This is a genomic window from Streptomyces sp. ActVer (genome assembly GCF_027270795.1).
Taxonomy (GTDB): domain Bacteria; phylum Actinomycetota; class Actinomycetes; order Streptomycetales; family Streptomycetaceae; genus Streptomyces; species Streptomyces umbrinus_A.
The window spans coordinates 1-22025 of the sequence record NZ_JAPWHT010000142.1 but is presented as its reverse complement, the minus strand read 5'-3'; the positions used below and the strand labels follow the sequence as shown (position 1 = coordinate 22025).

General features: G+C 70.6%; 25 protein-coding genes and 2 pseudogenes. 10 read left to right on the top strand and 17 right to left on the bottom strand.

Annotated features, from left to right (window positions below; translation table 11 throughout):
• A partial coding sequence (locus tag O3Q52_RS23425) for a serine/threonine-protein kinase (RefSeq protein WP_269650732.1) occupies positions 1-880 on the bottom strand: 880 nt, incomplete at its 3' end.
• 272 nt (positions 881-1152) lie between these two features.
• Positions 1153-2457 carry an aldolase/citrate lyase family protein gene (locus O3Q52_RS23420; RefSeq protein ID WP_269650728.1) on the bottom strand — a complete coding sequence of 435 codons (1305 nt, stop codon included), beginning with the start codon at positions 2455-2457 and terminating at the stop codon, positions 1153-1155.
• Positions 2458-2839: 382 nt separating this feature from the next.
• Between O3Q52_RS23420 and O3Q52_RS23415 the strand changes: the two genes are divergently transcribed.
• Positions 2840-3751: an endonuclease/exonuclease/phosphatase family protein gene (locus O3Q52_RS23415; RefSeq protein WP_269650727.1), complete on the top strand. Its 912-nt coding sequence runs from the start codon at positions 2840-2842 to the stop codon at positions 3749-3751.
• 98 nt (positions 3752-3849) lie between these two features.
• Here O3Q52_RS23415 and O3Q52_RS23410 read toward each other — a convergent pair whose 3' ends face one another.
• The 4 genes from O3Q52_RS23410 to O3Q52_RS23395 all read right to left on the bottom strand — a co-directional run bounded on the left by O3Q52_RS23410 (position 3850) and on the right by O3Q52_RS23395 (position 7114).
• Positions 3850-4812 (bottom strand): electron transfer flavoprotein subunit alpha/FixB family protein, encoded by a 963-nt coding sequence (locus O3Q52_RS23410; RefSeq protein ID WP_269650726.1) that lies wholly within the window; start codon positions 4810-4812, stop codon positions 3850-3852.
• Between the two features lie 72 nt (positions 4813-4884).
• The gene (locus O3Q52_RS23405; RefSeq protein ID WP_269650725.1) at positions 4885-5691 is read right to left on the bottom strand and encodes an electron transfer flavoprotein subunit beta/FixA family protein; all 807 of its coding nucleotides are present in this window, start codon (positions 5689-5691) and stop codon (positions 4885-4887) included.
• Positions 5692-5934: 243 nt separating this feature from the next.
• Positions 5935-6459 (bottom strand): flavin reductase family protein, encoded by a 525-nt coding sequence (locus O3Q52_RS23400; protein ID WP_269650724.1) that lies wholly within the window; start codon positions 6457-6459, stop codon positions 5935-5937.
• Between the two features lie 232 nt (positions 6460-6691).
• Positions 6692-7114 carry a thioredoxin family protein gene (locus O3Q52_RS23395; RefSeq protein ID WP_269650731.1) on the bottom strand — a complete coding sequence of 141 codons (423 nt, stop codon included), beginning with the start codon at positions 7112-7114 and terminating at the stop codon, positions 6692-6694.
• Between the two features lie 75 nt (positions 7115-7189).
• Here O3Q52_RS23395 and O3Q52_RS23390 point away from each other — a divergent pair, with 75 nt between their 5' ends.
• A complete protein-coding gene (locus O3Q52_RS23390) occupies positions 7190-7603 on the top strand; it encodes a DUF4395 domain-containing protein (protein ID WP_269650723.1) in 414 nt (137 codons plus the stop codon).
• A gap of 192 nt (positions 7604-7795) precedes the next feature.
• A complete protein-coding gene (locus tag O3Q52_RS23385; protein ID WP_189842202.1) occupies positions 7796-8524 on the top strand; it encodes a 1-acyl-sn-glycerol-3-phosphate acyltransferase in 729 nt (242 codons plus the stop codon).
• Between the two features lie 21 nt (positions 8525-8545).
• Here the strand turns inward: O3Q52_RS23385 and O3Q52_RS23380 are convergent, their stop codons facing one another.
• The 5 genes from O3Q52_RS23380 to O3Q52_RS23360 all read right to left on the bottom strand — a co-directional run bounded on the left by O3Q52_RS23380 (position 8546) and on the right by O3Q52_RS23360 (position 13190).
• Positions 8546-9238, bottom strand: a complete 693-nt coding sequence (locus O3Q52_RS23380) for a B3/4 domain-containing protein (RefSeq protein ID WP_269650722.1) — start codon at positions 9236-9238, stop codon at positions 8546-8548.
• Positions 9239-9251: 13 nt separating this feature from the next.
• Positions 9252-9845 (bottom strand): transglutaminase domain-containing protein, encoded by a 594-nt coding sequence (locus O3Q52_RS23375; protein ID WP_269650721.1) that lies wholly within the window; start codon positions 9843-9845, stop codon positions 9252-9254.
• Positions 9846-9931: 86 nt separating this feature from the next.
• On the bottom strand, positions 9932-11002 hold the full coding sequence (locus O3Q52_RS23370; RefSeq protein ID WP_269650730.1) for a low specificity L-threonine aldolase: 1071 nt from the start codon (positions 11000-11002) through the stop codon (positions 9932-9934).
• Positions 10999-11754 (bottom strand): SDR family oxidoreductase, encoded by a 756-nt coding sequence (locus tag O3Q52_RS23365; protein ID WP_269650729.1) that lies wholly within the window; start codon positions 11752-11754, stop codon positions 10999-11001. The genes O3Q52_RS23370 and O3Q52_RS23365 overlap by 4 nt, the downstream gene beginning before the upstream one ends.
• Positions 11755-11792: 38 nt before the next feature.
• A complete protein-coding gene (locus tag O3Q52_RS23360; protein WP_269650720.1) occupies positions 11793-13190 on the bottom strand; it encodes a DUF6421 family protein in 1398 nt (465 codons plus the stop codon).
• A 378-nt stretch (positions 13191-13568) separates the two neighbouring features.
• Here O3Q52_RS23360 and O3Q52_RS23355 point away from each other — a divergent pair, with 378 nt between their 5' ends.
• The gene (locus O3Q52_RS23355) at positions 13569-14252 is read left to right on the top strand and encodes a glycerophosphodiester phosphodiesterase family protein (RefSeq protein ID WP_189842207.1); all 684 of its coding nucleotides are present in this window, start codon (positions 13569-13571) and stop codon (positions 14250-14252) included.
• A gap of 41 nt (positions 14253-14293) precedes the next feature.
• On the opposite strand, the gene O3Q52_RS23350 is transcribed toward O3Q52_RS23355, so the two are convergent.
• Entirely contained in the window at positions 14294-14833 is a 540-nt protein-coding gene (locus tag O3Q52_RS23350) for a GNAT family N-acetyltransferase (RefSeq protein WP_269650719.1), read from the bottom strand.
• Between the two features lie 71 nt (positions 14834-14904).
• Here O3Q52_RS23350 and O3Q52_RS23345 point away from each other — a divergent pair, with 71 nt between their 5' ends.
• Positions 14905-15291, top strand: coding sequence for a VOC family protein (locus O3Q52_RS23345; RefSeq protein ID WP_269650718.1), 387 nt, complete (start codon positions 14905-14907; stop codon positions 15289-15291).
• A gap of 111 nt (positions 15292-15402) precedes the next feature.
• Here the strand turns inward: O3Q52_RS23345 and O3Q52_RS23340 are convergent, their stop codons facing one another.
• Both O3Q52_RS23340 and O3Q52_RS23335 read right to left on the bottom strand, forming a co-directional pair.
• On the bottom strand, positions 15403-15774 hold the full coding sequence (locus O3Q52_RS23340) for a VOC family protein (RefSeq protein ID WP_269650717.1): 372 nt from the start codon (positions 15772-15774) through the stop codon (positions 15403-15405).
• A gap of 65 nt (positions 15775-15839) precedes the next feature.
• Positions 15840-15959, bottom strand: a pseudogene (locus O3Q52_RS23335) (LLM class F420-dependent oxidoreductase); the annotation flags it as partial.
• A 161-nt stretch (positions 15960-16120) separates the two neighbouring features.
• Between O3Q52_RS23335 and O3Q52_RS23330 the strand changes: the two are divergent.
• Positions 16121-16363, top strand: a complete 243-nt coding sequence (locus O3Q52_RS23330) for a Rho termination factor N-terminal domain-containing protein (RefSeq protein WP_269650716.1) — start codon at positions 16121-16123, stop codon at positions 16361-16363.
• A gap of 173 nt (positions 16364-16536) precedes the next feature.
• Positions 16537-17526 (top strand): SMP-30/gluconolactonase/LRE family protein, encoded by a 990-nt coding sequence (locus O3Q52_RS23325; RefSeq protein ID WP_269650715.1) that lies wholly within the window; start codon positions 16537-16539, stop codon positions 17524-17526.
• A 76-nt stretch (positions 17527-17602) separates the two neighbouring features.
• Here O3Q52_RS23325 and O3Q52_RS23320 read toward each other — a convergent pair whose 3' ends face one another.
• Complete coding sequence (locus O3Q52_RS23320) at positions 17603-17965, bottom strand: DUF6479 family protein (protein ID WP_269650714.1); 363 nt, start codon at positions 17963-17965, stop codon at positions 17603-17605.
• A gap of 93 nt (positions 17966-18058) precedes the next feature.
• Between O3Q52_RS23320 and O3Q52_RS23315 the strand changes: the two genes are divergently transcribed.
• Positions 18059-19135 carry a Ppx/GppA phosphatase family protein gene (locus O3Q52_RS23315; RefSeq protein WP_269650713.1) on the top strand — a complete coding sequence of 359 codons (1077 nt, stop codon included), beginning with the start codon at positions 18059-18061 and terminating at the stop codon, positions 19133-19135.
• Between the two features lie 83 nt (positions 19136-19218).
• A pseudogene (locus tag O3Q52_RS23310) lies at positions 19219-19356 on the top strand (substrate-binding domain-containing protein); the annotation flags it as partial.
• 40 nt (positions 19357-19396) lie between these two features.
• Here the strand turns inward: O3Q52_RS23310 and O3Q52_RS23305 are convergent.
• Positions 19397-20302: an N-acetyltransferase gene (locus O3Q52_RS23305; RefSeq protein ID WP_269650712.1), complete on the bottom strand. Its 906-nt coding sequence runs from the start codon at positions 20300-20302 to the stop codon at positions 19397-19399.
• Between the two features lie 196 nt (positions 20303-20498).
• Between O3Q52_RS23305 and O3Q52_RS23300 the strand changes: the two genes are divergently transcribed.
• Positions 20499-21263: a VOC family protein gene (locus tag O3Q52_RS23300; protein ID WP_269650711.1), complete on the top strand. Its 765-nt coding sequence runs from the start codon at positions 20499-20501 to the stop codon at positions 21261-21263.
• Positions 21264-21317: 54 nt separating this feature from the next.
• Here O3Q52_RS23300 and O3Q52_RS23295 read toward each other — a convergent pair whose 3' ends face one another.
• A complete protein-coding gene (locus O3Q52_RS23295; RefSeq protein ID WP_269650710.1) occupies positions 21318-21881 on the bottom strand; it encodes a MarR family winged helix-turn-helix transcriptional regulator in 564 nt (187 codons plus the stop codon).
• Positions 21882-22025 lie beyond the last annotated feature (144 nt).

Here is a 22025-nt window from a genome sequence, read left to right as displayed (position 1 = left end):
CACGCGGCCGGGGAGCGGGCGGGCGCAGGCCCGTGGTCGCCGAGTCGGTGCCGGTGGTGGCGTCCGCAACCGCCTGCAGCAGGCGGCTCGCTTCCCCGGCGTCCGGGCGGGACTCCGGCTGCTTGTGCATCAGTTGCTGCAGAACGGGACCGAGCGGTCCGGCGCGCTGCGGCTCCGGCAGCGGTTCGACCACGATCGCCGTGAGTGTGGACCAGGTCGACGTACGCCGGAACGGCGAGGACCCCTCGACGGCCGCGTACAGCGTGGCGCCCAGGGCCCAGATGTCGGAGGCGGGGCCCGGTTCGTGGCCCTGCGCCCGCTCGGGTGCCAAGTAGTCCAGGGAGCCGACCAGTTCACCGCTGCGGGTGAGATGGGTGGCGGAGCCGTCGCCCGGGTCGTCCATCGTGGCGATGCCGAAGTCGGTGAGGACGAGCCGGCCGGAGCGGTCGAGCAGGATGTTGCCGGGCTTCACGTCACGGTGGAGCACTCCGGCGCGGTGGGCCGCGGAGAGCGCGTCCATCACCTTCGCACCGATCCCGGCCACCTCGCGTGCGTCGAGGGTGCCGCGCTCGCGCAGGACGTCGTCCAGGGACGGCCCGTCCACCAGCTCCATGACGATCAGCGGCCGGCCGTCGACCTCCGCCACGTCGTGCACGGCGGCGGCTCCGGGGTGGCGCACGCGGGCCGCCGCGCGCGCCTCGCGCTGCATGCGCAGCCCCAGGTCCGCCAGTTCGGGCGCGCCCGCGTCCGAGTACGTACGCAGTTCCTTGACCGCGACCTCGCGGCCCAGGACCTCGTCGAGCGCCCGCCAGACGACGCCCATGCCGCCGCGGCCCAGTTGGGCGACGACGCGGTAGCGTCCGACGAGGAGCCGGCCGATTCCGTCGGGCTGGTCGGGCCCGTCCGGCCGGTCCTTCTCCCCTGGTTGTTGGTTTTCCCCCGAAGACACCGCTGCCCCGTTCCTGAGTCACACCAATGAGTGGCGACCAGAGTACGGGGCGGAAGTGACAGTCGGGGCGGGACGCTGTCGCTGTGACTTGGTCGGTACGTGCGGGGTGCCACCGGTGTGAGGGGTGCCACGGGCCGTCGTGAACCAGCGGGCCGTGTGTGCCTGATCGCGCAGTTCCCCGCGCCCCTGGCGGGGCGGGGCTCTTACGGAGTCGAGATTGTCAGGTCCGCCCGCCTCGGAGTCGCGAAGGCCTCCAGGTCGGCGCGGGTCAGGCCCGCCGCTCGGGCCACCTCGGCGATGTCGAGGGCGCCGCAGTCCAGGCCGCGCAGGAGGTAGCCGCTGAGGGCCTTGGCGGTGGCGGGCTCGTCCATGACGTCGCCGCCGGCGTGGTTGGCGTACCGGGCGAGACGTCCCGCGGCCTGCTCGAAGCCCTCGCGGTAGAACGCGAACACGGCCGCGTAGCGCGTGGGGATGTGGCCGGGGTGCATGTCCCAGCCCTGGTAGTAGGCGCGGGCGAGCGCGCGGCGGGTGAGGCCGTAGTGCAGCCGCCAGGCGTCGTGGACCTTCGGCGTCGGGCCGACCGGCAGGACGTTCGTGGAGCCGTCCGAGACACGGACGCCGGTGCCCGCGGCCGCGACCTGCATGATCGCCTTGGCGTGGTCGGCGGCCGGATGGTCGCTGGCCTGGTAGGCGGCGGAGACGCCGAGGCAGGCGCTGTAGTCGAAGGTGCCGTAGTGCAGTCCCGTGGCCCGCCCCTCCGCGGCCTGGATCATGCGGGCGACGGTCGCGGTGCCGTCGGTGGCGAGGATGGACTGGCTGGTCTCGATCTGGATCTCGAAGCCGATCCGGCCCTGTTCCAGGCCGCGCGCCTTCTCGAACTCCTCGAGGAGCCGCACCATGGCCGTGACCTGCTCGGCATAGGTCACCTTGGGGAGGGTCAGCACCAGCCCGTCGGGCAGGCCGCCCGCCTCCATCAGGCCGGTCAGGAAGATGTCGAGCGTGCGGATGCCCCGGTCACGGACCGGCGCCTCCATGCACTTCATGCGGATGCCCATGTACGGGGCCGCCGTCCCGGTCTCGTACGCCTCCGAGACCAGCCGTGCCGCGCGGGCCGCCGCCTCGTCCTCCTCGGCGTCCGGGCGCGGGCCGTAGCCGTCCTCGAAGTCGACGCGGAGGTCCTCGATGGGCTCGCGCTCCAGCTTGGCGCGCACGCGGTCGTACACGGGCGCGGCGAGGTCGTCGGGGAGGCCGAGGACCGCGGCGAAGGAGGCGGCGTCGGGTGCGTGTTCGTCGAGGGCCGCGAGGGCCTGGTCGCCCCAGGCGCGGATGGTGTCGACGGCGAAGACGTCACCGGGGACGTACACGGTGTGGACGGGCTGGCGGGTGCCGGGGTCGCCGGGGTAGCGGCGCTCCAACTCGGCGTCGACCGGGGCGAGGGAGGCGCTGATCTCCTCGCTGACCGCGCCCGCGAGGCTCGTCGCCACCTTCTCCTGCTGGCCCTGACCCATTCCACGCCCTCCTGTTTTCCGCTCCACGGAATCAAATATCCGTAGAGCGAAGTTATCCGCGGACCTTCCGCCGGTCAACACCCTCCGGGCTCCCGGGTCACCCCCCGGGCTCCCGCCCCGACCGCATCGGATACCCTGCCGGGCCACGTCCGTATTCCTTCCCCGGTCGTCGCCGGATCCCTTCCCCGGCGGCCCGGGACTCGCACCGCGGCCGCCCCTGAATTCCCTCGGGGCCGCCCTCGGGACTTCCTTCGGGGTCCACCCCGGGATCTCGACATGTTCACGCCCAGCTTCGAAACTGCGATGCGCACGAATCGCCGCCATCCGCAGCAGAACCGGTGCCCCTCACAGGAACCGGCCTCCGCCAGAGAAGGAGCCACCCGTGCCCCACCGCAGTCGAGTCACGCGTCGCCTGGGCCTCAAGACCGCTCTCGCAGCGGCGGTCACCCTGCCTCTGTCCAGTACAGCACTGTCGACCTCACCCGCCTCCGCGGCGAACCGAATATCGCGGAGTCGCCGGCTGGAGGTCATGTCGTTCAATCTGCGCTACGCGAGCACCGCCGAACCCAACAGCTGGGCCGTCCGCCGCCCCGTGATGCGCGAACTGCTGCGCCGGGAGCGGCCGCACGTCATGGGCGTCCAGGAGGGTCTCTACCAGCAGGTGCGCGACATCGAGACCGACCTCGGACCGCACTACGACTGGATCGGCACGGGCCGCGCGGGCGGCAGCCGCGACGAGTTCATGGCGGTCTACTACGACACCCGCAGACTCGCCCCGGTCGAGTACGACCACTTCTGGCTCTCCGACACCCCCAATGTCATCGGATCGAACACCTGGGGCGGCGGGTCGATACGCATGGTGACCTGGGTCCGCTTCCGTGATCTGGGCGACGGCGAGCGGCAGTTCTACTTCCTCAACACCCACCTCGACAACGCGAGCCAGAACGCACGCGCGCGTGCGGCGTCCCTGATCGCCTCACGGATCGCCGGTCTCGACCGGACCCTGCCGCTCCTGGTGACCGGCGACTTCAACATCGCCGCCCACAAGAACCCGGTCTACGACACGATGCTGGCCGCCGGACTCACCGACACCTGGGACACCGCGGCCGAGCGGAGCAAGCTGTACGCCACGTTCCACGGCTACCGGCCCCTGACCCCGGACGGCGACCGCATCGACTGGATACTCGCCACGCCCGGTGTGACCGCCCACCGGGCGTCGATCAACACCTTCTCCGTGGACGGACAGTTCCCGAGCGACCATCTGCCCGTACAGGCGTCGCTGACCCTGGGCTGACCCTGACATGAGGCGAGGCCCCGGTGACCGTGACGGTCACCGGGGCCTCGTAGGTCACGAGGTGCCCGCGAGACACCTGCGGGGTACCCGTGAAGCGATCAGCCCTTGCGGGTGTTGATCTCCTCGGTGAGCTGCGGGACGACCTCGAAGAGGTCGCCGACCACGCCGTAGTCGACCAGGTCGAAGATCGGCGCCTCGGCGTCCTTGTTGACCGCGACGATCGTCTTCGAGGTCTGCATACCGGCGCGGTGCTGGATCGCGCCGGAGATGCCGGAGGCGATGTACAGCTGCGGGGAGACCGACTTGCCGGTCTGGCCGACCTGGTTGGTGTGCGGGTACCAGCCGGCGTCCACCGCGGCACGCGAGGCGCCGACGGCCGCGCCGAGCGAGTCGGCGAGGGCCTCGATGACCGAGAAGTTCTCGGCACCGTTGACACCGCGGCCGCCGGAGACCACGATCGCGGCCTCGGTCAGCTCGGGGCGGCCCGTCGACTCGCGCGGGGTACGGCCGGTGACCTTGGTGCCGGTCGCCTTGTCCGAGAAGGACACCGCGAGGGCCTCGACGGCACCGGCGGCCGGGGCGGCCTCCACGGCGGCCGAGTTCGGCTTGACCGTGACGACCGGGGTGCCCTTGGAGATGCGGGACTTGGTGGTGAAGGAGGCGGCGAACGCGGACTGCGTGGCCACCGGGCCCTCGTCGCCGGCCTCCAGGTCGACGGCGTCGGTGATGATGCCCGAGCCGATACGGACCGCGAGACGGGCGGCGATCTCCTTGCCCTCGGCGGAGGACGGCACGAGCACGGCGGCCGGGGAGACGGCCTCGTACGCGGCCTGCAGCGCGTCCACCTTCGGTACGACCAGGTAGTCGGCGTACTCCGCGGCGTCGTGCGTGAGGACCTTGACCGCGCCGTGCTCGGCGAGCGCGGCGGCGGTGTCGGCGGCGCCGGGGCCCAGCGCGACGGCGACGGGCTCGCCGATGCGGCGGGCCAGCGTCAGCAGTTCCAGGGTGGGCTTGCGGACGGCACCGTCCACGTGGTCGACGTAGACGAGAACTTCAGCCATGGGAATGCTCTCCTGCTTGCGAAAGATGAGGGGCGGTCGGCGAATGGAGGTTCAGCGAGGCTCGGACGGGCCTCAGATGAACTTCTGGCCCGCGAGGAACTCGGCGAGCTGCTTGCCGCCCTCGCCCTCGTCCTTGACGATCGTGCCGGCGGTGCGTGCCGGGCGCTCGGTGGCGGAGTCGACCTTGGTCCAGGAGCCTTCGAGACCGACCTCGTCCGTCTCGATCTCCAGGTCCTCCAGGTCCCAGGACTGCACCGGCTTCTTCTTGGCGGCCATGATGCCCTTGAAGGACGGGTAACGCGCCTCGCCCGACTGGTCGGTGACCGACACGACGGCCGGCAGGGAGGCCTCGAGCTGCTCGGAGGCGGTGTCGCCGTCGCGGCGACCCTTGACCGTGCCGTTGGGGCCACCCTCGACGGAGACCTCGGAGAGCAGCGTGACCTGCGGAACACCCAGACGCTCGGCGAGCAGCGCCGGGACGACACCGGCGGTGCCGTCGGTGGACGCCATGCCGGAGATGACCAGGTCGTAGCCGGCCTTCTCGATGGCCTTCGCCAGCACGAGCGACGTACCGATGATGTCCGTGCCGTGCAGGTCGTCGTCCTCGACGTGGATCGCCTTGTCGGCGCCCATGGACAGCGCCTTGCGCAGGGCGTCCTTGGCGTCCTCGGGGCCGACGGTCAGCACGGTGATCTCCGCGTCGGCGTCCTCCCGTCGGCACTCCTCCGCGATCTGCAGGGCCTGCTCGACCGCGTACTCGTCGAGCTCCGACAGCAGGCCGTCCACGTCGTCACGGTCGACGGTCAGGTCATCGGCGAAGTGCCGGTCGCCAGTGGCGTCGGGCACGTACTTCACGGTGACAACGATCCTCAAGCTCACGCCGGCTCTCCTACTGCATCGTCTTTTCTGGGCTGCCTGCTTAGGGGCAGCATAGGCGCCTGAAGCGGCCGTTCCCGGTGGGGGCGACCCGCGCTCCGAGCGAAATATTACTCGCCAGTACGCACATCTACGCTCCCGCAGGTGGTTCCCTCTAAGCAAGCGCTTTGAACTGTGACCTTCGCAACGCAGCGTAATCGGAACTCGACACTCACGCAGGCGAGGTGGGCCGTACGGCCCGACGCGTCATTCCCGCAGCCCCTTGAAGTCGCCCTGGTGGTACAGGAGCGGGCGGCCCGCGCCGGCGGGGTCCCCTAGGACCACCTCGGCCAGCACGATGCGGTGGTCCCCGGCCGGTACGCGCGCGACGACCCGGCAGACGAGCCAGGCGAGGACGTCGTCGAGTACGGGGACGCCCTCGGGGCCCTCCCGCCAGGCGGTGGGCGCGCCGAAGCGGTCGGCGCCGCTGCGGGCGAAGGTGGCCGCCAGTTCGCGCTGGTGCTCGCCGAGTATGTGGACGCCGACGTGGTCCCTCTCGGCGATCGCCGGCCAGCTGGACGCGCCGGTGCCGACGCCGAAGGAGACCAGCGGGGGCTCGGCGGACACCGAGGTGAGCGAGGTGGCGGTGAAGCCCACCGGACCCTCGCCGCCCTGGGCGGTGATCACGGCGACTCCGGCCGCGTGCCGCCGGAAGACGGAGCGCAGGAGGTCCGGGGAGGCGAGTTCGGGAGAGGTGAGTCGAGGGGTTCCGAGATCGGGCGTGGCCGTCATGGAGTTGTCCTTCTGCGGGAGGCGACGAGCAGGTCCTGGGCTGGTCAACAGCCCGGACAGTGCGCGCTCGCGCAGCGGCCCGGAGCCGCGGTCCGAGGGCGTTCGCGCTCGACGAGAAGGAGTTCCAGGGGCATACGGTCAGGCTGACGATAGGTGGTGCGTGCAGTCAAGTGCGTCCCGGCATATGGGAGATGCGTCACCGGTGCCCTCCAGCCTCGTCCAGCTTCACAGGTCAGGGTGTTCCGACCGCCTCGCCGAGCGCGGCGATCACGTCCGCCTTGCGCGGCTGTCCCGTCGCGCGCCGGACCACGCGTCCGTCCGCGTCGAGGACGAGCACGGTCGGCGTCTTGAGGATGTCGAGTTCCCGTACGAGGTCGAGGTGGTCCTCGGCGTCGATCTCGATGTGCGCCACGCCCGGGACCAGGCCGGCGACCTCGCCGAGGACCCTGCGGGTCGCCCTGCAGGGCGCGCAGAAGGCGCTGGAGAACTGGACCAGCGTGGCTCGCTCACCGAGGTCCTCGCCCAACTCGGCCGCGCCCAGACGCTTTCCGCCGTCCCGCCCGCGCACTCTGACTCTCCCGCTCCGCCGTCGGTTCAGCACTCCGAAGGCGCTCGCCGCCACGAGCACCACGACACACACCACGATTCCGGCCATCCCCGGTTTCAGCATTCACGAGACTGCAAAGATTCCCGCGGCGGCGGATCGTTTTCCATGCGGAATGCTTGATCCATGGACATCGATGCAAGAGGGCCGCGTTTCGGAGCGGCCGTGACGACCGTCGTACTGGCGGTCGTACTGATCACCGGCAGCGCCTGGCTGCTGGCCTGGCAGACGCTGGCGTTCGCGCTCGGCGCCGCCGGTGGCGTGGCGCGTTCCCCGTACGGCTGGCTGTTCCGCAAGGCGGTGCGTCCCCGGATCGGGCCGCCGACGGAGTTCGAGGCGCCGGAGCCGCCGCGGTTCGCGCAGGCGGTCGGTTTCGCGTTCGCGGCGGTGGGGTTGATCGGTTACGGAGTGGGGCCCGAGTGGCTGGGACTCGCGGCGACCGGGGCGGCGCTCGCGGCGGCGTTTCTGAACGCGGCGTTCGGGTACTGCCTCGGGTGCGAGATGTACCTGCTCGTACGTCGGCTCACGGTTCGCGCATAGTAAAGGCGGCTTAAAACTCCGAGGTGGATCAAGGGGTGACGTGACGAGAATCTCGCGCTTGCGCGGCACGAGGACTGGCCACTCGTCCGTTCTTGGGGCACGATCTGCGCAATGCCGTAAACCTACGGCAGCGTAACTTCCCGCCGGGAGCCCCCTTCCCAGGCAGACCAGAGAGAAGGGTCCACTCCGTCCATGGCTGAGCTTGCCTACCGTCCCGCCATCGGTCTCGCCCAGACGTTGTTCAAGGCCTGGGACCTGAAGATCGACCTCAAGGGAACGGAGAACATCCCGCGCTCCGGCGGTGCGGTGCTGGTGAGCAATCACATCAGCTATCTCGACTTCATCTTCGACGGTCTGGCCGCCCTTCCGCAGAAGCGCCTGGTCCGCTTCATGGCGAAGGAATCGGTGTTCCGGCACAAGATCTCCGGCCCGCTGATGCGCAACATGAAGCACATCCCGGTGGACCGCAAGAACGGCGAGGTGGCATACGCCCACGCGCTCGACTCGCTGCGCTCCGGCGAGATCGTCGGCGTCTTCCCCGAGGCCACGATCTCCCAGTCGTTCACGCTGAAGAGCTTCAAGTCGGGTGCCGCGCGCATGGCCCAGGAGGCCGGCGTCCCGCTGATCCCGATGGCAGTGTGGGGCACGCAGCGGCTGTGGACCAAGGGCCACCCGCGCCACTTCAAGCGCAGCCACATCCCGATCACCATCCGCGTCGGCGAGGCCATAGAGGCCTCGCGCGACAAGTACGCGGGCGCGATCACCCGCCAGTTGCGCGAGCGTGTGCAGGAGCTCCTGGAAGCCGCACAGCGCGCCTACCCCGTGCGCCCCAAGGGCCCGAACGACACCTGGTGGATGCCGGCCCACCTCGGCGGCACGGCCCCGACTCCCGAAGAGGTCAAGGCCGCCGAGGCCCGCTGAGCGGCCACTCGCGCCGAGCCGCTACCGAGGCGCGTGGACGGTGATCCGCGCCCCCGGGCTGAACTTCTCCAGCAGTTCGACGAGTTCGGCTCCCGCGGTCTCGACGTCGGCCACCGGCATCGGTGTGAGGCTCTCCAGGAGGAAGACCGCCGAGGTCGACTCCTCGGTGAGGCGGGTGCGCGGGCCCTGGCGCCAGTTCCAGCGGCGGCAGGTCACGCCCCTCTCGTCGCACCACACCACCTCGTCGGCGTCGGGGTGTTCGACGGTCTCCTCCCCCGCCGCGACGGTCACGAAGTCCTCGTCACCCGTGGCGCGCACGAGACGCATCCCGCCCTGGATGTGGTCGAGGTCCTCCCCTCCGACCGGGATCAGATGGGCGACGCTGATCGCGTTGTAGAGGTCGACCAGCACGTTGATCCTGGGCAGCCCGGCCTCCGAGAGAGCCCTCTTCGCCAGCGCCTCCGCCGAGTTGCGCGTACGCGAGGGCTTGGAGCCGAACGCGGTGTAGACCTCGCGCCATGCGGCCATGTGCGGGTCCTCGTGCGGGGCGCGCCCGTCGAGGCGGGCGGCGAGCCGGCGGGCCGCGTCGTCGAGGAGTTCCGAGGTGCCGTCCGTACTGGGCCCGTTGACGAGTCCGTACGCCTCGATGGTGAGGTGCGTGAAACCGGGCGCGAGGGCGCGCACCTCGTCGGACACGGTGAGCGGGAGGGTCATCTTCTGCCTTGCCTCAGAGTGCGGCGGGGAGGGTCTTCCACAGGTGCGGCCGGTCGGGGGCTGCCTTGAGGGCACTCAGGACGACCGGATGCGGTTCAGCGTACAGCACTGGGTAGTCCACCTCATTGGACTGCGGATCGACGGGGAAGGCCAGCCGTTCGCCGTCGAGTGAGAACCGGGCGTCGACGCCCGGCTTGTTGCCGCGGCAGTCCTGCCGGTGCCAGGCCCCGTTGAACCGCACGGCGACCAGACCGTGCACGACGTGCCCGCTTCCGTCGTCATGGAGAAGCGACTGGTAGCAGAACGCGGTGGGGATGTCCTCGGCCCGCAGGAGCGCGGCTAGCGCATGTGCCTTGGCGTGGCAGATGCCGGTGCGCAGTTCCAGGACGCCGGAGGAGCGCCAAGTGACGCGCGGGTCGCCCGCGTCCTGGGAGTGCGGGACGGTGTCGCGCACGAACTCGTACGCGGCGCGCGCATAGCCATACGAGTCTGCCACCCCCTCGGCGAGACGCGCGGCCGTCTCCCGCACGAGCGGATGGTGATGGTCGATCACCTCGTCGGCGGCCAAGTATGCGGACAGGTCGAGGGTGTTCTGGATCAGCTCCATGCCCGCAGAGCATAGGAATGCGATCACCCAAGAGTCAATGACTTTTCAGGTGACCGCATATCTATGCATGCGACGATACCGGGTCGCTAGCGGGCCATTTCCTCCTTGAGCGCCGCCACGAAGCCGTCGACGTCGTCCTCGGTCGTGTCGAAGGCGCACATCCAGCGGACGTCGCCCGCGGCCTCGTCCCAGAAGTAGAAGCGGTAGCGCTTCTGCAGGCGCTCGCTCACGTCGTGGGGCAGCCGCGCGAAGACGGCGTTGGCCTGCACGGGGTGGAGGATCTCGACGCCGTGCACCGCGCGCACACCCTCGGCGAGGCGCTGGGCCATCTCGTTCGCGTGGCGGGCGTTGCGCAGCCACAGGTCCTTGGCGAGGAGCGCCTCCAACTGCACCGAGACGAAGCGCATCTTGGAGGCGAGCTGCATCGACAGCTTGCGCAGGTGCTTCATGTGGCTGACGGCGTCCTGGTTGAGGACGACGACGGCTTCGCCGAACAGCGCGCCGTTCTTCGTGCCGCCGAAGGAGAGGACGTCCACGCCGACCGCGTTGGTGAACGCCCGCATCGGGACGTTCAGGGAGGCGGCCGCGTTGGCTATCCGGGCGCCGTCGAGGTGCACCTTCATGCCGTGCGCGTGGGCGTGCTCGCAGATCGCTCGGACCTCGTCGGGCGTGTAGACGGTGCCCAGCTCGGTGTTCTGGGTGATCGAGACGACCTGCGGCATCGCACGGTGCTCGTCGTCCCAGCCGTACGCCTGCCGGTCGATCAGCTCGGGAGTCAGCTTGCCGTCGGGCGTGGGCACCGTGAGCAGCTTGAGCCCGCCCATGCGCTCGGGGGCGCCGCCCTCGTCGACGTTGATGTGCGCGCTCTCCGCGCAGATCACAGCGCCCCAGCGGTCCGTGAGCGCCTGGAGCGCCACGACGTTCGCGCCCGTGCCGTTGAAGACGGGGAACGCCTCGGCACTCGCGCCGAAGTGGCCCCGGATCACCTGCTGGAGGTGGTCGGTGTAGTCGTCCTCGCCGTACGCGATCTGGTGCCCGCCGTTGGCAAGGGCCAGGGCGGCGAGCACCTCGGGGTGGGCCCCCGCGTAGTTGTCGCTGGCGAATCCGCGGATCTCCGGGTCGTGACGACGCCGGGCGTCGGTCTTCGGAGGGTTCACCGCTTCTCGGTCAGCCACAGACGCTTTCCGTTCACTTCGGAGGCGGGCCGCTCCCAGACGCCGGTGATGGCCTCGGCCAGCTCCTTGACGTCCGTGAAGCCCGCGAACTTCGCGTTCGGGCGCTCGGCGCGCATCGCGTCGTGCACCAACGCCTTCACGACCAGGATGGCAGCCGCGGACGTCGCCCCCTCCGCGCCCTCGGATACTCCGGCCTTGCGGAAGAAGTCGGCCATGGCCAGCGTCCACGCCTCGGCCGCGGCCTTGGCTGCGGAGTAGGCGGCATTGCCCGCGGTGGGCTTGCTGGCCCCCGCGGCGCTGATCAGGACGTACCGGCCGCGGTCGCTGCGCTGCAGCGCCTCGTGGAAGGCGAGGGAGGTGTGCTGCACGGTGCGGATGAGCAGCATCTCCAGGAGGTCCCAGTCGTCGAGGACCGTCTTGGTGAAGGTCTCGCTGCCCCGCCAGCCGCCCACGAGGTGGACCAGGCCGTCGACCCGGCCGAAGTCCTTCTCGATGCGGGCGGCCCAGTCGTGGCTGGACTGCAGGTCGAGCAGGTCGACCGTGTCGCCGACGACCGTGGAGCCGCCGTGCGCGTACCGGGCGGCGTCCACCGCCTCCGCGAGCCGCTCGGGATCGTTGTCCGCGCCGACGACGGTCGCACCCGCCTCGGCAAGCCGCAGAAGCGCCGCCCGGCCCGCGGGTCCACCCGCGCCGGCCACCGCGATCACCGCACCGCTGAGAGCCCCATTCCCCATGATCTTCGCCTCCTGAGCAGTGATATTGGCGCGGTCGCTCACGCGGCCACCCGCTCGGCACTCTCCGCCGTGATGCCCTTCGTGGAGGCGATCACGTTCTTCAGCTTCTTGGAGAGGGCCTCATAGAACATGCTCAGGGGAAACTCGTCCGGAAGCACGTCGTCCACGAGCTTGCGCGGCGGCTGGTTCAGGTCGAGGGCGTCCGGACCCTTGGCCCAGCGGGATCCCGGGTGCGGGGCGAGGTACTGGGACACCATGTCGTACGCCGCGAACCAGTGGACCAGCTTCGGACGGTCGATGCCGTCGCGGTACAGCTTCTCGATCTCGGCGCACAGCTGGTTGGTGACCTGCGGGGCGCGCTGCCAGTCGATGTGCAGCTTGTTGTCGGTCCAGCGGACGACGTCGTGCTTGTGCAGGTAGGCGAAGAGAAGCTGGCCGCCGAGCCCGTCGTAGTTGCGGACGCGGTCGCCGGTCACGGGGAAGCGGAACATGCGGTCGAACAGCACCGCGTACTGCACGTCACGGCCCTGCGGGAAACCGTCGGCCTCCAGCTTCACGGCCTCCTTGAAGGCGGTGAGGTCGCAGCGCAGCTCCTCCAGGCCGTACATCCAGAACGGCTGGCGCTGCTTGATCATGAAGGGGTCGAAGGGCAGGTCGCCGTGGCTGTGGGTGCGGTCGTGGACCATGTCCCACAGGACGAAGGCCTGCTCGCAGCGTGCCTGGTCGCCGACCATCTCGCGGATGTCGTCGGGCAGTTCGAGGCCGAGCGTGTCGACGGCGGCCTCGGTGACCTTGCGGAAGCGGGCGGCCTCGCGGTCGCAGAAGATGCCGCCCCAGCTGAACCGCTCGGGGGCCTCGCGCACGGCGATGGTCTCCGGGAAGAGGACGGCCGAGTTGGTGTCGTATCCGGCCGTGAAGTCCTCGAAGGTGATGCCGCAGAACAGCGGGTTGTCGTAGCGGGTGCGCTCAAGATCGGCCAGCCACTGGGGCCAGACCATGCGCAGGACGACCGCTTCGAAGTTGCGGTCCGGATTGCCGTTCTGCGTGTACATCGGAAAGACGACCAGGTGCTGGAGCCCGTCCTCGCGGTGCGCGGCGGGCTGGAAGGCCAGCAGGGAGTCGAGGAAGTCGGGGACCTGGAAGCCACCCTCGGCCCAGCGGTGCAGGTCCTTGACCAGCGCCTCGTGGTAGGCGGCGTCGTGCGGAAGGAGCGGGGAGAGCTCCTCGACCGCGTCGATGACACGGCGCACGGCCAGACCGGCGTCGGCCTGATCCGGGGCGTCCTCGGCTTCGAAGTCGACCGAACCGTCCTTGGACTGCCATGGCCGGATCCGCTCCACGGCATCCTTGAGCACGGGCCAGGCCGGGTGCTCCACCACCCTGTCCCGGGGAGGAGCCTGCTCCTCCGTACCCACCTGCACAAGAATTTCCGTCATGACCCATCCTTCACGGGAGAACCTCGCGTATGGACACCGTATGCGTGCAGGGTTCTCCGCCACAAGTGGAGACTCGGGAGATTATCCTGCATCCCCCTATCTTCACCGCTCTTTTTCCTGCCGGACGCCACGGGGACGATTACTTCCGCCGATTGCTGGGTAGCCGCCGGAGTTCGGTCAACCCGCCCGGGACTCGCCCACGCAGGAGTGAGGCGGGAGGGGCCCGGCACGGCCTGTTCTCGCCGCTGGAAGGCCTCATTCCCCGCTGCCGGAGCGGGTTCAACGCCGGGCCGGGCCATTAGGCTGCGGCCTTGCCGCGTGGGCACGGGACCGCAGCACGCGGCAGCCGAGCCGCCGTCGACGGAAGCGGAGTCAGCCTTGAACTTTCTCACCATCGGGCACCGCGGAATCATGGGTGTCGAGCCCGAGAACACCCTCCGCTCCTTCATCGCCGCCCAGCAGGCCGGCCTGGACCTGATCGAACTCGATCTGCATCTGAGCAAGGACGGCGCGCTCGTCGTCATGCACGACGCCGACGTGGACCGTACGACCGACGGTTCGGGGCCGATCGCCGAGAAGACCCTCGCCGAGCTGCGGGTGCTCGACGCGGGCCGCGGTGAGCGCATCCCGGTCTTCGAGGAGGTACTGGACGCCGTCACGGCCCCGCTGCAGGCCGAGATCAAGGACGTGGCCGCTGCCCGGGCGCTGGCGGAGGTCATGAACCGGCGCGACCTGGTCGGCAGGGTCGAGGTCCTGTCGTTCCACGACGAGGCCATCGCCGAGATCGCGCGGCTCGTACCCGGCGTCCGCACGGCGCTGGTCGCCAGCCGCTATGGCATCGATGTCGTCGAACGGGCGACCGCGGTCGGCGCCACGAGTCTCGTGCTGAACATCCGGCGGCTGACCCTGGAGGTCGTCGAGCGCGCACGCAAGGCGGACCTGCGGATCATCGGCTGGGTCGTGAACACCCAGGACCATCTGCGCCTCGTACGCGCCCTGGAACTGGACGGCGCGACCACCGACTATCCGGAGATCAAGCGCACCGGCCGCTTCACGGCGTAACGGCCGGACCGCGCGGCGGAACGGTTATGCGAGCGGCTTGATCATGCGAGCGGCTTCACCAGCAGCTCGAACCGCAGGTCGTCGCGCTGCGGGATGCCGAACCGCTCGTCGCCGTACGGGAAGGGAGTCATCTCTCCCGTACGGCGGTAGCCGCGCCGCTCGTACCAGGCGATGAGGTCGTCGCGTACGGAGATCACGGTCATGTGCATCTCCTTGACGGCCCAGGTCTCGCGGGCGAACCGCTCCGCCTCGGCGATGATCACCTTGCCGAGGCCGGCGCCCTGGAGCGCGGGGCTGACCGCGAACATGCCGAAGTAGGCGTGGTCACCGCGGTGTTCGAGCTGGCAGCAGGCGACCACCGTGCCGTCGCGCTCGACGGTCAGCAGGCGGCTGTCGGGAGACTTGATGACCGCGCGCACGCCTTCCGGGTCGGTCCGCTGGCCCTCCAGGATGTCCGCCTCGGTGGTCCACCCCGTGCGGCTGGAGTCTCCTCGGTAGGCCGACTCGATCAGCACGACGAGGGCGTCCACGTCGGCGTCGGTGGCATCGCGGAACGTCAGTCCGGTGGCGGCGGTGTCCATGGAGCGGTTCTCCGATCTCGGGCGCGGCTCGGGCACCGCTGAGCGTAACGCTCCTATTAGGCTCCGGGCGCATGGTGCATGTACTGAGCAGCCGGACCTTGCTCCGCCCCACCGACCCCGAGCGTTCCCGTGCCTTCTACGGCGAGAAGCTGGGGCTGCCCGTCTACCGCGAGTTCGGTACGGGTCCCGAGCGCGGCACGGTCTACTTCTTCGGCGGCGGCTTCCTGGAGGTCGCGGGCCGCTCCGAGGAACCCCCCTCCCCCGCCGTCAAGTTGTGGCTCCAGGTCGCGGACGTCGCAGCAGCGTACGAGGAACTCGTGGCCGCGGGCGTCGAGGTGCGCCGGCCTCCGGTGAAGGAGCCGTGGGGGCTGATCGAGATGTGGCTCGCGGATCCGGACGGCACGGAGATCGTGGTGGTGGAGGTACCGGCGGACCATCCGCTGCGGTACCGGCCCTGAGCGGAGGCGCTGCGCGGACGGTCCTGAGCAGAGCCCCTGCGCGGACGGCCCTCGGCGGGCGGCTCCGGCGGGACCCCTGGGGCAGCGCGCACTCCCGTCGCGCCACCACGGTCAGTCCCAGCACAGGCAGAACGGGTGGCCGGCCGGGTCCGCGTACACGCGCCACCCGCGGGTGCCGCCCTTGTCGTCCAGGTCGAGCGGGGTGGCGCCCAGGGCCAGCAGCTGCGGCTCGGCCGCATCGATGTCCTGCACCGTGAAGTCCAGGTGCAGTTGCTGGGAGTTCTCGTCGGCGCGCGGCCAGTCCGGCGGGCGGTGGTCCGGGACCCGCTGGAAGGAGATGCGGTGGCCGCCGGGCACGTGGAGGTCGTACCAGTCGTCGTCGTACTGCTTGACCTCACCGCCGAGCACGCCCGCGTAGAACTCCGCGAGGGCGGGTGGGTCCGGGCAGTCCAGGGCTACGAGGCGGTATGCGGCGATGGCCATGATCTTCCCTTCGGTCGGCCGCCCGGAGGTCCCTTCGGGGGCTTGAGATACCCCTCAGAGGTCCTTCACAGGTCCTTCAGTGCGGGGAGCAGTTTCTTCTCGGCCCAGTCCAGGAAGGGGAGTTGATGGTCATCGCCGCACGGGATCGACTCCGCGACGTCCTCGGGCCGGGTGTGCCGGGTGGCCGGTCACGGGGGCCCGCCTGCCCGGTCATCATCGTGTGTCCGATGTGCGTCATGTGTTCCGAGTGGCCGGTCGGGGGTACCCGAAACGCCCCCGCAGGGCGACGCCAGGAGTGGCCGCCCCGCGAGGCTCCAGTTCCCGGACAACGGGAGAAAGGGAACCCATGCCCAGGCCGCAGATCAAGGACGAGAACACCTACCAGGCGCTGCGCCGCGAGGGCGCGGGCAAGGAGAAGGCGGCTCGGATCGCCAACAGTCCGAAGTCCTCCTCGCGCAAGGGCGGCAGGAGCGGCTCGTACGAGGACCGGTCGAAGCAGGATCTGTACGAACAGGCGAAGAAGGTAGGTGTCGAGGGCCGCTCGTCGATGTCGAAGGACGAGCTGATCAAGGCTTTGCGGAACCGCTGACTGCCGAACGGCCGAACTGCCCTCACCGGACTCCGGCGAGACCGGCGGCGAGCGTGTGGTCCCGTGGTCCTCGGGCCCATGCACGAGGGGGCACTGACGAGGGCGCACGGACGCGCCGAGGAGTTCTGCCGCCTTATACGGGCAGAACGCTCCTCATGACACCGCGACTCTCCGTGACAGCCCGCACCGCGGGGCCCGGCGCCCTGCCGCCCCTTCGTCCGATCCCCCTCGGTGGCACGGGTCCCGAGGATGTCGTCGTCGACCGTGAAGGCCGTGTGATCACAGGCGTGGCCGACGGCCGCATCCTCCGCGTCCGGCCGCGCGGTCCCGCCCGTGTGGAGCAGATCGCCCGGACGGGAGGGCGCCCGCTCGGGCTCGAAGTCCTGCCGGACGGGCGGCTGTTGGTGTGCGACGCGGAGCGCGGGCTGCTGCGGGTCACGCCGGAGGCCGACTCCAGGGCGGGGGCCGGGTCGGCAAGGAGCGTCGAGGTTCTGGTCGACCGCGTGGCGGGTGAGCCGTTGCGGTTCTGCAGCAGCGCGGCCGCGGCGGCGGACGGCACGGTGTACTTCACGGCCTCCAGCAGGCGGTTCGGGCTTCAGGAGTGGCTCGGCGACCTGATGGAGCGGACGGCGACGGGACGGCTGCTGCGGCTCCCGCCCGGCGGTGGCGAGCCCGAGGTCCTGCTGGACGGCCTGGACTTCGCGAACGGAGTCGTGCTGGCCGAGGACGAGTCCTGGGTCGCCGTGGCCGAGACCGGTGCGTACCGCCTCACCCGGCTGTGGCTGTCCGGCCCGCTGACCGGGCAGCGCGACACCCTGGTCGCGAACCTCCCCGGATTCCCGGGCAACCTCTCCCGCGGCACGGACGGCACGGTGTGGGTCGCTCTGGCGGGCCCGCGACAGCGGCCTCTCGACTGGCTGCGCCGGGCGCCCGCGGGCGCACGACGGGCGGCGTGGCGGGCGGTCCGGCCCCTGCCGGTCCGCCCTCTCCCCGTCGCCCGCGTGCTGGGCATCGGCCCGGGCGGCCGCGTCCGTCACGACCTCAGGCATCGCAGGGCGGGCTACCGGATGGTGACCAGCGTGTACGCGCACGACGGCATGCTGATCCTGGGCAGCCTGCTGGAGAAGGGGATCGTCGCGTGCGAGCTGCCGGGGCGGGCGTGAGGGCACCGGAACGGAACCTGGCGCCTCAGGGCCCGTACGCCTCAGGGACCGAGCCCATCGGCGGTGCCCGAACCCCTCAGTGGTGGCCGAGCCCGCCGCTGCCGAAGCCGCCGCTGCTGTTGCGGCCCCAGATCGGTCGTGTCTGGTCCTTGGCGCGGCGTGAGGAGATGTTGCCGTGCAGTTCGTACGGGGTGAGGACCCTGCCGTTGTGCGGCATCTCGTCGGGCTCGCGCATCTCGCTGATCTCGTGGACCGCGCCACCTGCGGGCAGATGGGGGTGGTCCTCGGGACGCGGCGGACCGGGTTCCCGGGCGCGCACCCGCATCCCCCACCACACCGCGACGACCAGCATCGCCGTGATCAGAAGTCCCACCACGAAGGGTGCCGAACCGGCCACGACTTCGTGGGGAATGGCTATCTCCCTGCCGAAGCTGTCCATAAAGGCATAGTACCCACCCATAACAACCCAAACGGGACCTCGCGGGTGTTCCCGCGACGGTGTGCCCAGGGCCGCCAAGGGTACGGAGTGGGGATGCGTATGGGTGTACTGGACGTCGGCTCGAACACGGTAAGACTCGTCATCGCGGAAACGGATGGAGCCGTTCCGCTCCCCGTGCACACGGCCAAGCGTCGACTGAGGCTCTCCGACCATGTCGAGCGGGGTGGTCACCTGCCGAAGGAACAGGTGAACCGGCTGGTGGAGGCGGTGGCGGAGGCCCGGGTGGAAGGCAGGCGGTGGGGGGTGACCCAGCCCTTCGCCTTCGCCACGGCGATCGTGCGGGACGCCCCGAACCGCCCCGAGGTCCTGGAGCGGGTCGCCGCGGAGGCGGGAGTACCGCTGCGTGTCCTGCCCGGCGAGGTCGAGGCGGAGCTGACCTTCCTGGCGGCGCGGCGCTGGATGGGCTGGCGCGCGGGGCCGCTGGCCATGCTGGACATCGGAGGCGGGACGCTGGAGGTGGCGTTCGGCCGGAGCAAGCTGCCGGACTTCGCGATCTCGCTGCCGCTGGGGGCCAGCCGGCTGACCCGCGAGTTCTTCCGCGGCCAGGACCCGCCGTCGCTTCGCCGGGCCAAGCTGCTCCGCCGGCACGTACGCCACCAGCTGCGTGACGTCGCGGCCCGTATCCGCTGGGAGGCACCGCGTACGACGGTCGCCACCTCGCGCACCCTCCAGCAGCTGGGCCGGCTGTGCGGCGCGGCCCCGGGCCGGTCGGGGCCCTTCACCCCGCGCGGCATCACCCGTACCGACCTCCGTGTGGCCGTCGAGCGGCTGACGGTGCTGCCCGCAGCGGATCGCGCCCTCCTGCCCGGCATCTCTCCCGCGCGGGCAGGTCAGTCCCTGGCCGGGGCGATCGTCGCGCACACCACGATGAAGCTGATGGGCATCGAGGAGATGACCCTCTGCCCCTGGGCGCTGCGCGAAGGCGTCCTGCTGCGCTGCATCGAGGACGGCAACGCCGACTGGTGGGACGGAACGGCCCCCAGCCTCCGCGATCAGGAGGCCGTACCGCCGCGGGTGCTCCGCCCAGTCGGAGAAGTGGACATGAGTGCCACGGTGTCCGCCACCGCGTCATCCGCTCAACTCCCTTCCCAGTCAGGGCATTTCACCTGATTTCGGATGTCGGCTGGGAGGTCCCGCCGGCACCCGGTACGCCAGGACTCGGCGCCCCCGCGTCCTAGGACACCGTGCAGGCCGAGGACATGAGCGTGGTCGGCTTCGGCGATCTTCCGGAAGTCCGCCGGTCGGCTCCCCCGCTCACGACGGCCCGCCGGCCCCTCGCCGAGATGGGCGAACTCGCGGTCCGTACCGTCCTGAAGCCCACCCGGGGCGAGTAACTCGACTCGCCCCGGCGCGGTGGCGCGTGAGGGTGTCCTACGGGAGGTGCTCCCACCCACGATCCGTGCGAGTCAGCTCGTGGAACCCGGCGCCGGTCAGCCGCGCGATCGATTCCATGGCGCCGGAGGCCTCGTACGCGAAGAGCCTCCGTACACCTGAGAGTCGCAACCAGCGGGCGGCCTGGGCCAGGAGCCAGTTCTCCAGGCCGTCCACCGGGTGCTCGATGTGGAGGTTGCCGATGTCGGCGAGGCCGCCGCTGCGTGCGTGACGTTCGGGGCGGTCCAGGGACGTGTCGACCTCGATGAAGCCGAGTACGCGCCCGTCGGCGTGAGCCGTGAAGCGGGTGCCGCACTCACCGAGCGTGCGGTCGACGGAGACGCCCGGCAGGGGCGTGAGCGACGGCAGATCGGCCACGTCGGCGATCAGGATGACCTCGGTGTCGCCCGTGTGCCGGAAGCCGGCCCGTTCGTAAGCTGCGCGGATGTGCGGCCAGGGCCGTGGCAGTCCGTAGACGACGGGCGCGGGCAGGGATCCGTCGGCGTAACGGAGGCGGACGTTCCAGCGGGCCAGCTGGGCCAGACAGGCCGCCATCAGCAGATCGGAGGCCTGGTCGGAGTCCGGCCAGAAGGAGGCGGGCGGATGGCAGACGAACCAGTCGATCGCGCCGGCGTCGCGGAAGCTCTCACCGACCTCGGTGTCGGCGCGGTAGCGCAGGAGATGCGCGCCGGCCACCACGTACCGGCGCTGCTCGGCGACGAGCGTGATCCGCTCGGCCACCCACGGGTCGGTGATGAACTCGTCCGGCTGCCGTGTCATACCGCTGAGCACGGTGTTCACGGAGACGGAGACACCGGGGACGACAGCGGCGACATGCGCGTTGACGAGTTCGGTGAGCTGGTCGCGGTCGTCGCGATGGAAGGGACGCACCGTGAGCGCGGGCATGGGGAGACCTCCGGATCGATGTACATGAGGAGGCCGCCATGAGGTGCGGTACGCGGCGAGAGTACGCCTCGCCGAGTGGTCCCGCCATGTGGTTTTCCGTCGGCTCGCCGGGGCCCGTGGCCGGGACTAGCGTGCGTGGAGGAGCCCTTCGTGCTCCTGACCTGCTCACACCGGAAAGTCGGAAAGAAGGTCGGCCATGAAACTGGACAAGCCGGTGCCCGGCGGGCCCTGCTGGACCGAGCTGGGGACCAGTGACCTGGAGGCGGCCAAGCGGTTCTACGCCGATGTCTTCGGCTGGCGCCCCGAGACGGATCCGCGCGCCGAGGCGGGCGGCTACACGCTCGCGCACCTCGGCGACGCGTCGGTCGCCGCCCTGACCCCGCTGTTCCAGGAGTCGCAGCCGGTCGCCTGGAACGTGTCGTTCGCGGTGCCCGACGTGGACACGACCGTGCAGGCGGTACGGGACGCGGGCGGCGCGGTCGTCCTGGAGCCGATGGACGTCTTCGACCTCGGGCGTTTCGCGGTGGTGGCCGACCCGGGCAGCGCGGTGTTCCAGCTCTGGCAGGCGCGCTCCTTCGCCGGTGCCGGGCTGTTCAACGCCCCCGGCGCGCTCGGCTGGGTCGAGCTGATGACACGTACCCCCGACCTGGTCACTGCCTTCTACACGACGGTGTTCGGCTGGACCGTCAACGCCTCGGAGCACTACACGCAGTGGGGCATCGACGGCGCCGACTTCGGCGGCATGGTGGAGATGGGCGACAAGTTCCCGCACGAGGTGCCTTCGCACTGGCTGCCGTACTTCGCCGTCGAGGACGTCGAGGCCACCGCCGAGGCGAGTACGCAGGCGGACGGCGGCGTTCTCATGGAACCCACGTCGGTCCCCGAGGGCCCGCGCATCGCGGTGCTCCGGGACCCGCAGGGCGCGGTGTTCGGCATCTACAGGGCGGGCGACGAGGGCTAGGGAGCCGGAAGGAGCCGGGATCTATCGGGACTTGACGCTGTCGGCGGTGGGACGTCAGCCGCGCGGGGTGCGCAGCCGGCCCTCCAGCTGGACCAGCAACTCGCCCAGCAGCGCGGCGAGTTCCCGCTGCTCGGCGCCGTCGACCCCGGACAGGACCGCGGTCTCGTACGAGAGCTGCTCGGGCAGGATGGAGTCGACCAGTTCGCGTCCGGAGTCCGTGAGGCGCACATGGGCGACGCGTCGGTCGCGGGTGTCGCCCCTGCGCTCGACCAGACCGCGCTCGGTGAGCTGCTTGAGCCGCTTGGTGACGGCGGCGCCGGAGGAGAAGGTCTCGCGGGCCAGCTCGCCGGGGGTCAGTTCGAGGCCGGTGCGGCGCAGGGCGCCGAGGAGATCGAACTCGGGTCGGGTGAGTCCGGCGTGTCGCAGGGGCGCGTCCTCGGCCTGCTGGAGGAGCGCTGCACAGCGGTTGATGCGGCCGATGATCTCCATGGGACCGGTGTCGAGGTCGGGGTGGACCGTCTGCCACTGCCGTACCACCGCGGCGAGGGTGTCCCCCGCGGCCGCCCCTCCATGGACCGCGCCCCCTCCGCCCGCCGTCCGCCCGTTCGCTGCCGTCATGCCCGTGTGCCCCCCAGAACGTGCAGTCCCTGCCGTCGTACCGCAGTCGCGAGCGTACGGTGTCCGGTGCGCTCGGCTTGCAGCACCCGCTCCTCCGGCACGGCGCGCTGCCACCATTCGCCCGCGGCCGCGTCGGCCGTGGCG

Bases quoted from the DNA above. Each gene is read 5' to 3' on its own strand.
- O3Q52_RS23420 (WP_269650728.1), bottom strand. From the start codon at position 2,457: ATGGGTCAGGGCCAGCAGGAGAAGGTGGCGACGAGCCTCGCGGGCGCG.
- O3Q52_RS23410 (WP_269650726.1), bottom strand. From the start codon at position 4,812: ATGGCTGAAGTTCTCGTCTACGTCGACCACGTGGACGGTGCCGTCCGC.
- O3Q52_RS23400 (WP_269650724.1), bottom strand. From the start codon at position 6,459: ATGACGGCCACGCCCGATCTCGGAACCCCTCGACTCACCTCTCCCGAA.
- O3Q52_RS23395 (WP_269650731.1), bottom strand. From the start codon at position 7,114: ATGGCCGGAATCGTGGTGTGTGTCGTGGTGCTCGTGGCGGCGAGCGCC.
- O3Q52_RS23390 (WP_269650723.1), top strand. From the start codon at position 7,190: ATGGACATCGATGCAAGAGGGCCGCGTTTCGGAGCGGCCGTGACGACC.
- O3Q52_RS23385 (WP_189842202.1), top strand. From the start codon at position 7,796: ATGGCTGAGCTTGCCTACCGTCCCGCCATCGGTCTCGCCCAGACGTTG.
- O3Q52_RS23380 (WP_269650722.1), bottom strand. From the start codon at position 9,238: ATGACCCTCCCGCTCACCGTGTCCGACGAGGTGCGCGCCCTCGCGCCC.
- O3Q52_RS23375 (WP_269650721.1), bottom strand. From the start codon at position 9,845: ATGGAGCTGATCCAGAACACCCTCGACCTGTCCGCATACTTGGCCGCC.
- O3Q52_RS23365 (WP_269650729.1), bottom strand. From the start codon at position 11,754: ATGGGGAATGGGGCTCTCAGCGGTGCGGTGATCGCGGTGGCCGGCGCG.
- O3Q52_RS23360 (WP_269650720.1), bottom strand. From the start codon at position 13,190: ATGACGGAAATTCTTGTGCAGGTGGGTACGGAGGAGCAGGCTCCTCCC.
- O3Q52_RS23350 (WP_269650719.1), bottom strand. From the start codon at position 14,833: ATGGACACCGCCGCCACCGGACTGACGTTCCGCGATGCCACCGACGCC.
- O3Q52_RS23345 (WP_269650718.1), top strand. From the start codon at position 14,905: ATGGTGCATGTACTGAGCAGCCGGACCTTGCTCCGCCCCACCGACCCC.
- O3Q52_RS23340 (WP_269650717.1), bottom strand. From the start codon at position 15,774: ATGGCCATCGCCGCATACCGCCTCGTAGCCCTGGACTGCCCGGACCCA.
- O3Q52_RS23330 (WP_269650716.1), top strand. From the start codon at position 16,121: ATGCCCAGGCCGCAGATCAAGGACGAGAACACCTACCAGGCGCTGCGC.
- O3Q52_RS23320 (WP_269650714.1), bottom strand. From the start codon at position 17,965: ATGGACAGCTTCGGCAGGGAGATAGCCATTCCCCACGAAGTCGTGGCC.
- O3Q52_RS23315 (WP_269650713.1), top strand. From the start codon at position 18,059: ATGCGTATGGGTGTACTGGACGTCGGCTCGAACACGGTAAGACTCGTC.
- O3Q52_RS23305 (WP_269650712.1), bottom strand. From the start codon at position 20,302: ATGCCCGCGCTCACGGTGCGTCCCTTCCATCGCGACGACCGCGACCAG.
- O3Q52_RS23300 (WP_269650711.1), top strand. From the start codon at position 20,499: ATGAAACTGGACAAGCCGGTGCCCGGCGGGCCCTGCTGGACCGAGCTG.
- O3Q52_RS23295 (WP_269650710.1), bottom strand. From the start codon at position 21,881: ATGACGGCAGCGAACGGGCGGACGGCGGGCGGAGGGGGCGCGGTCCAT.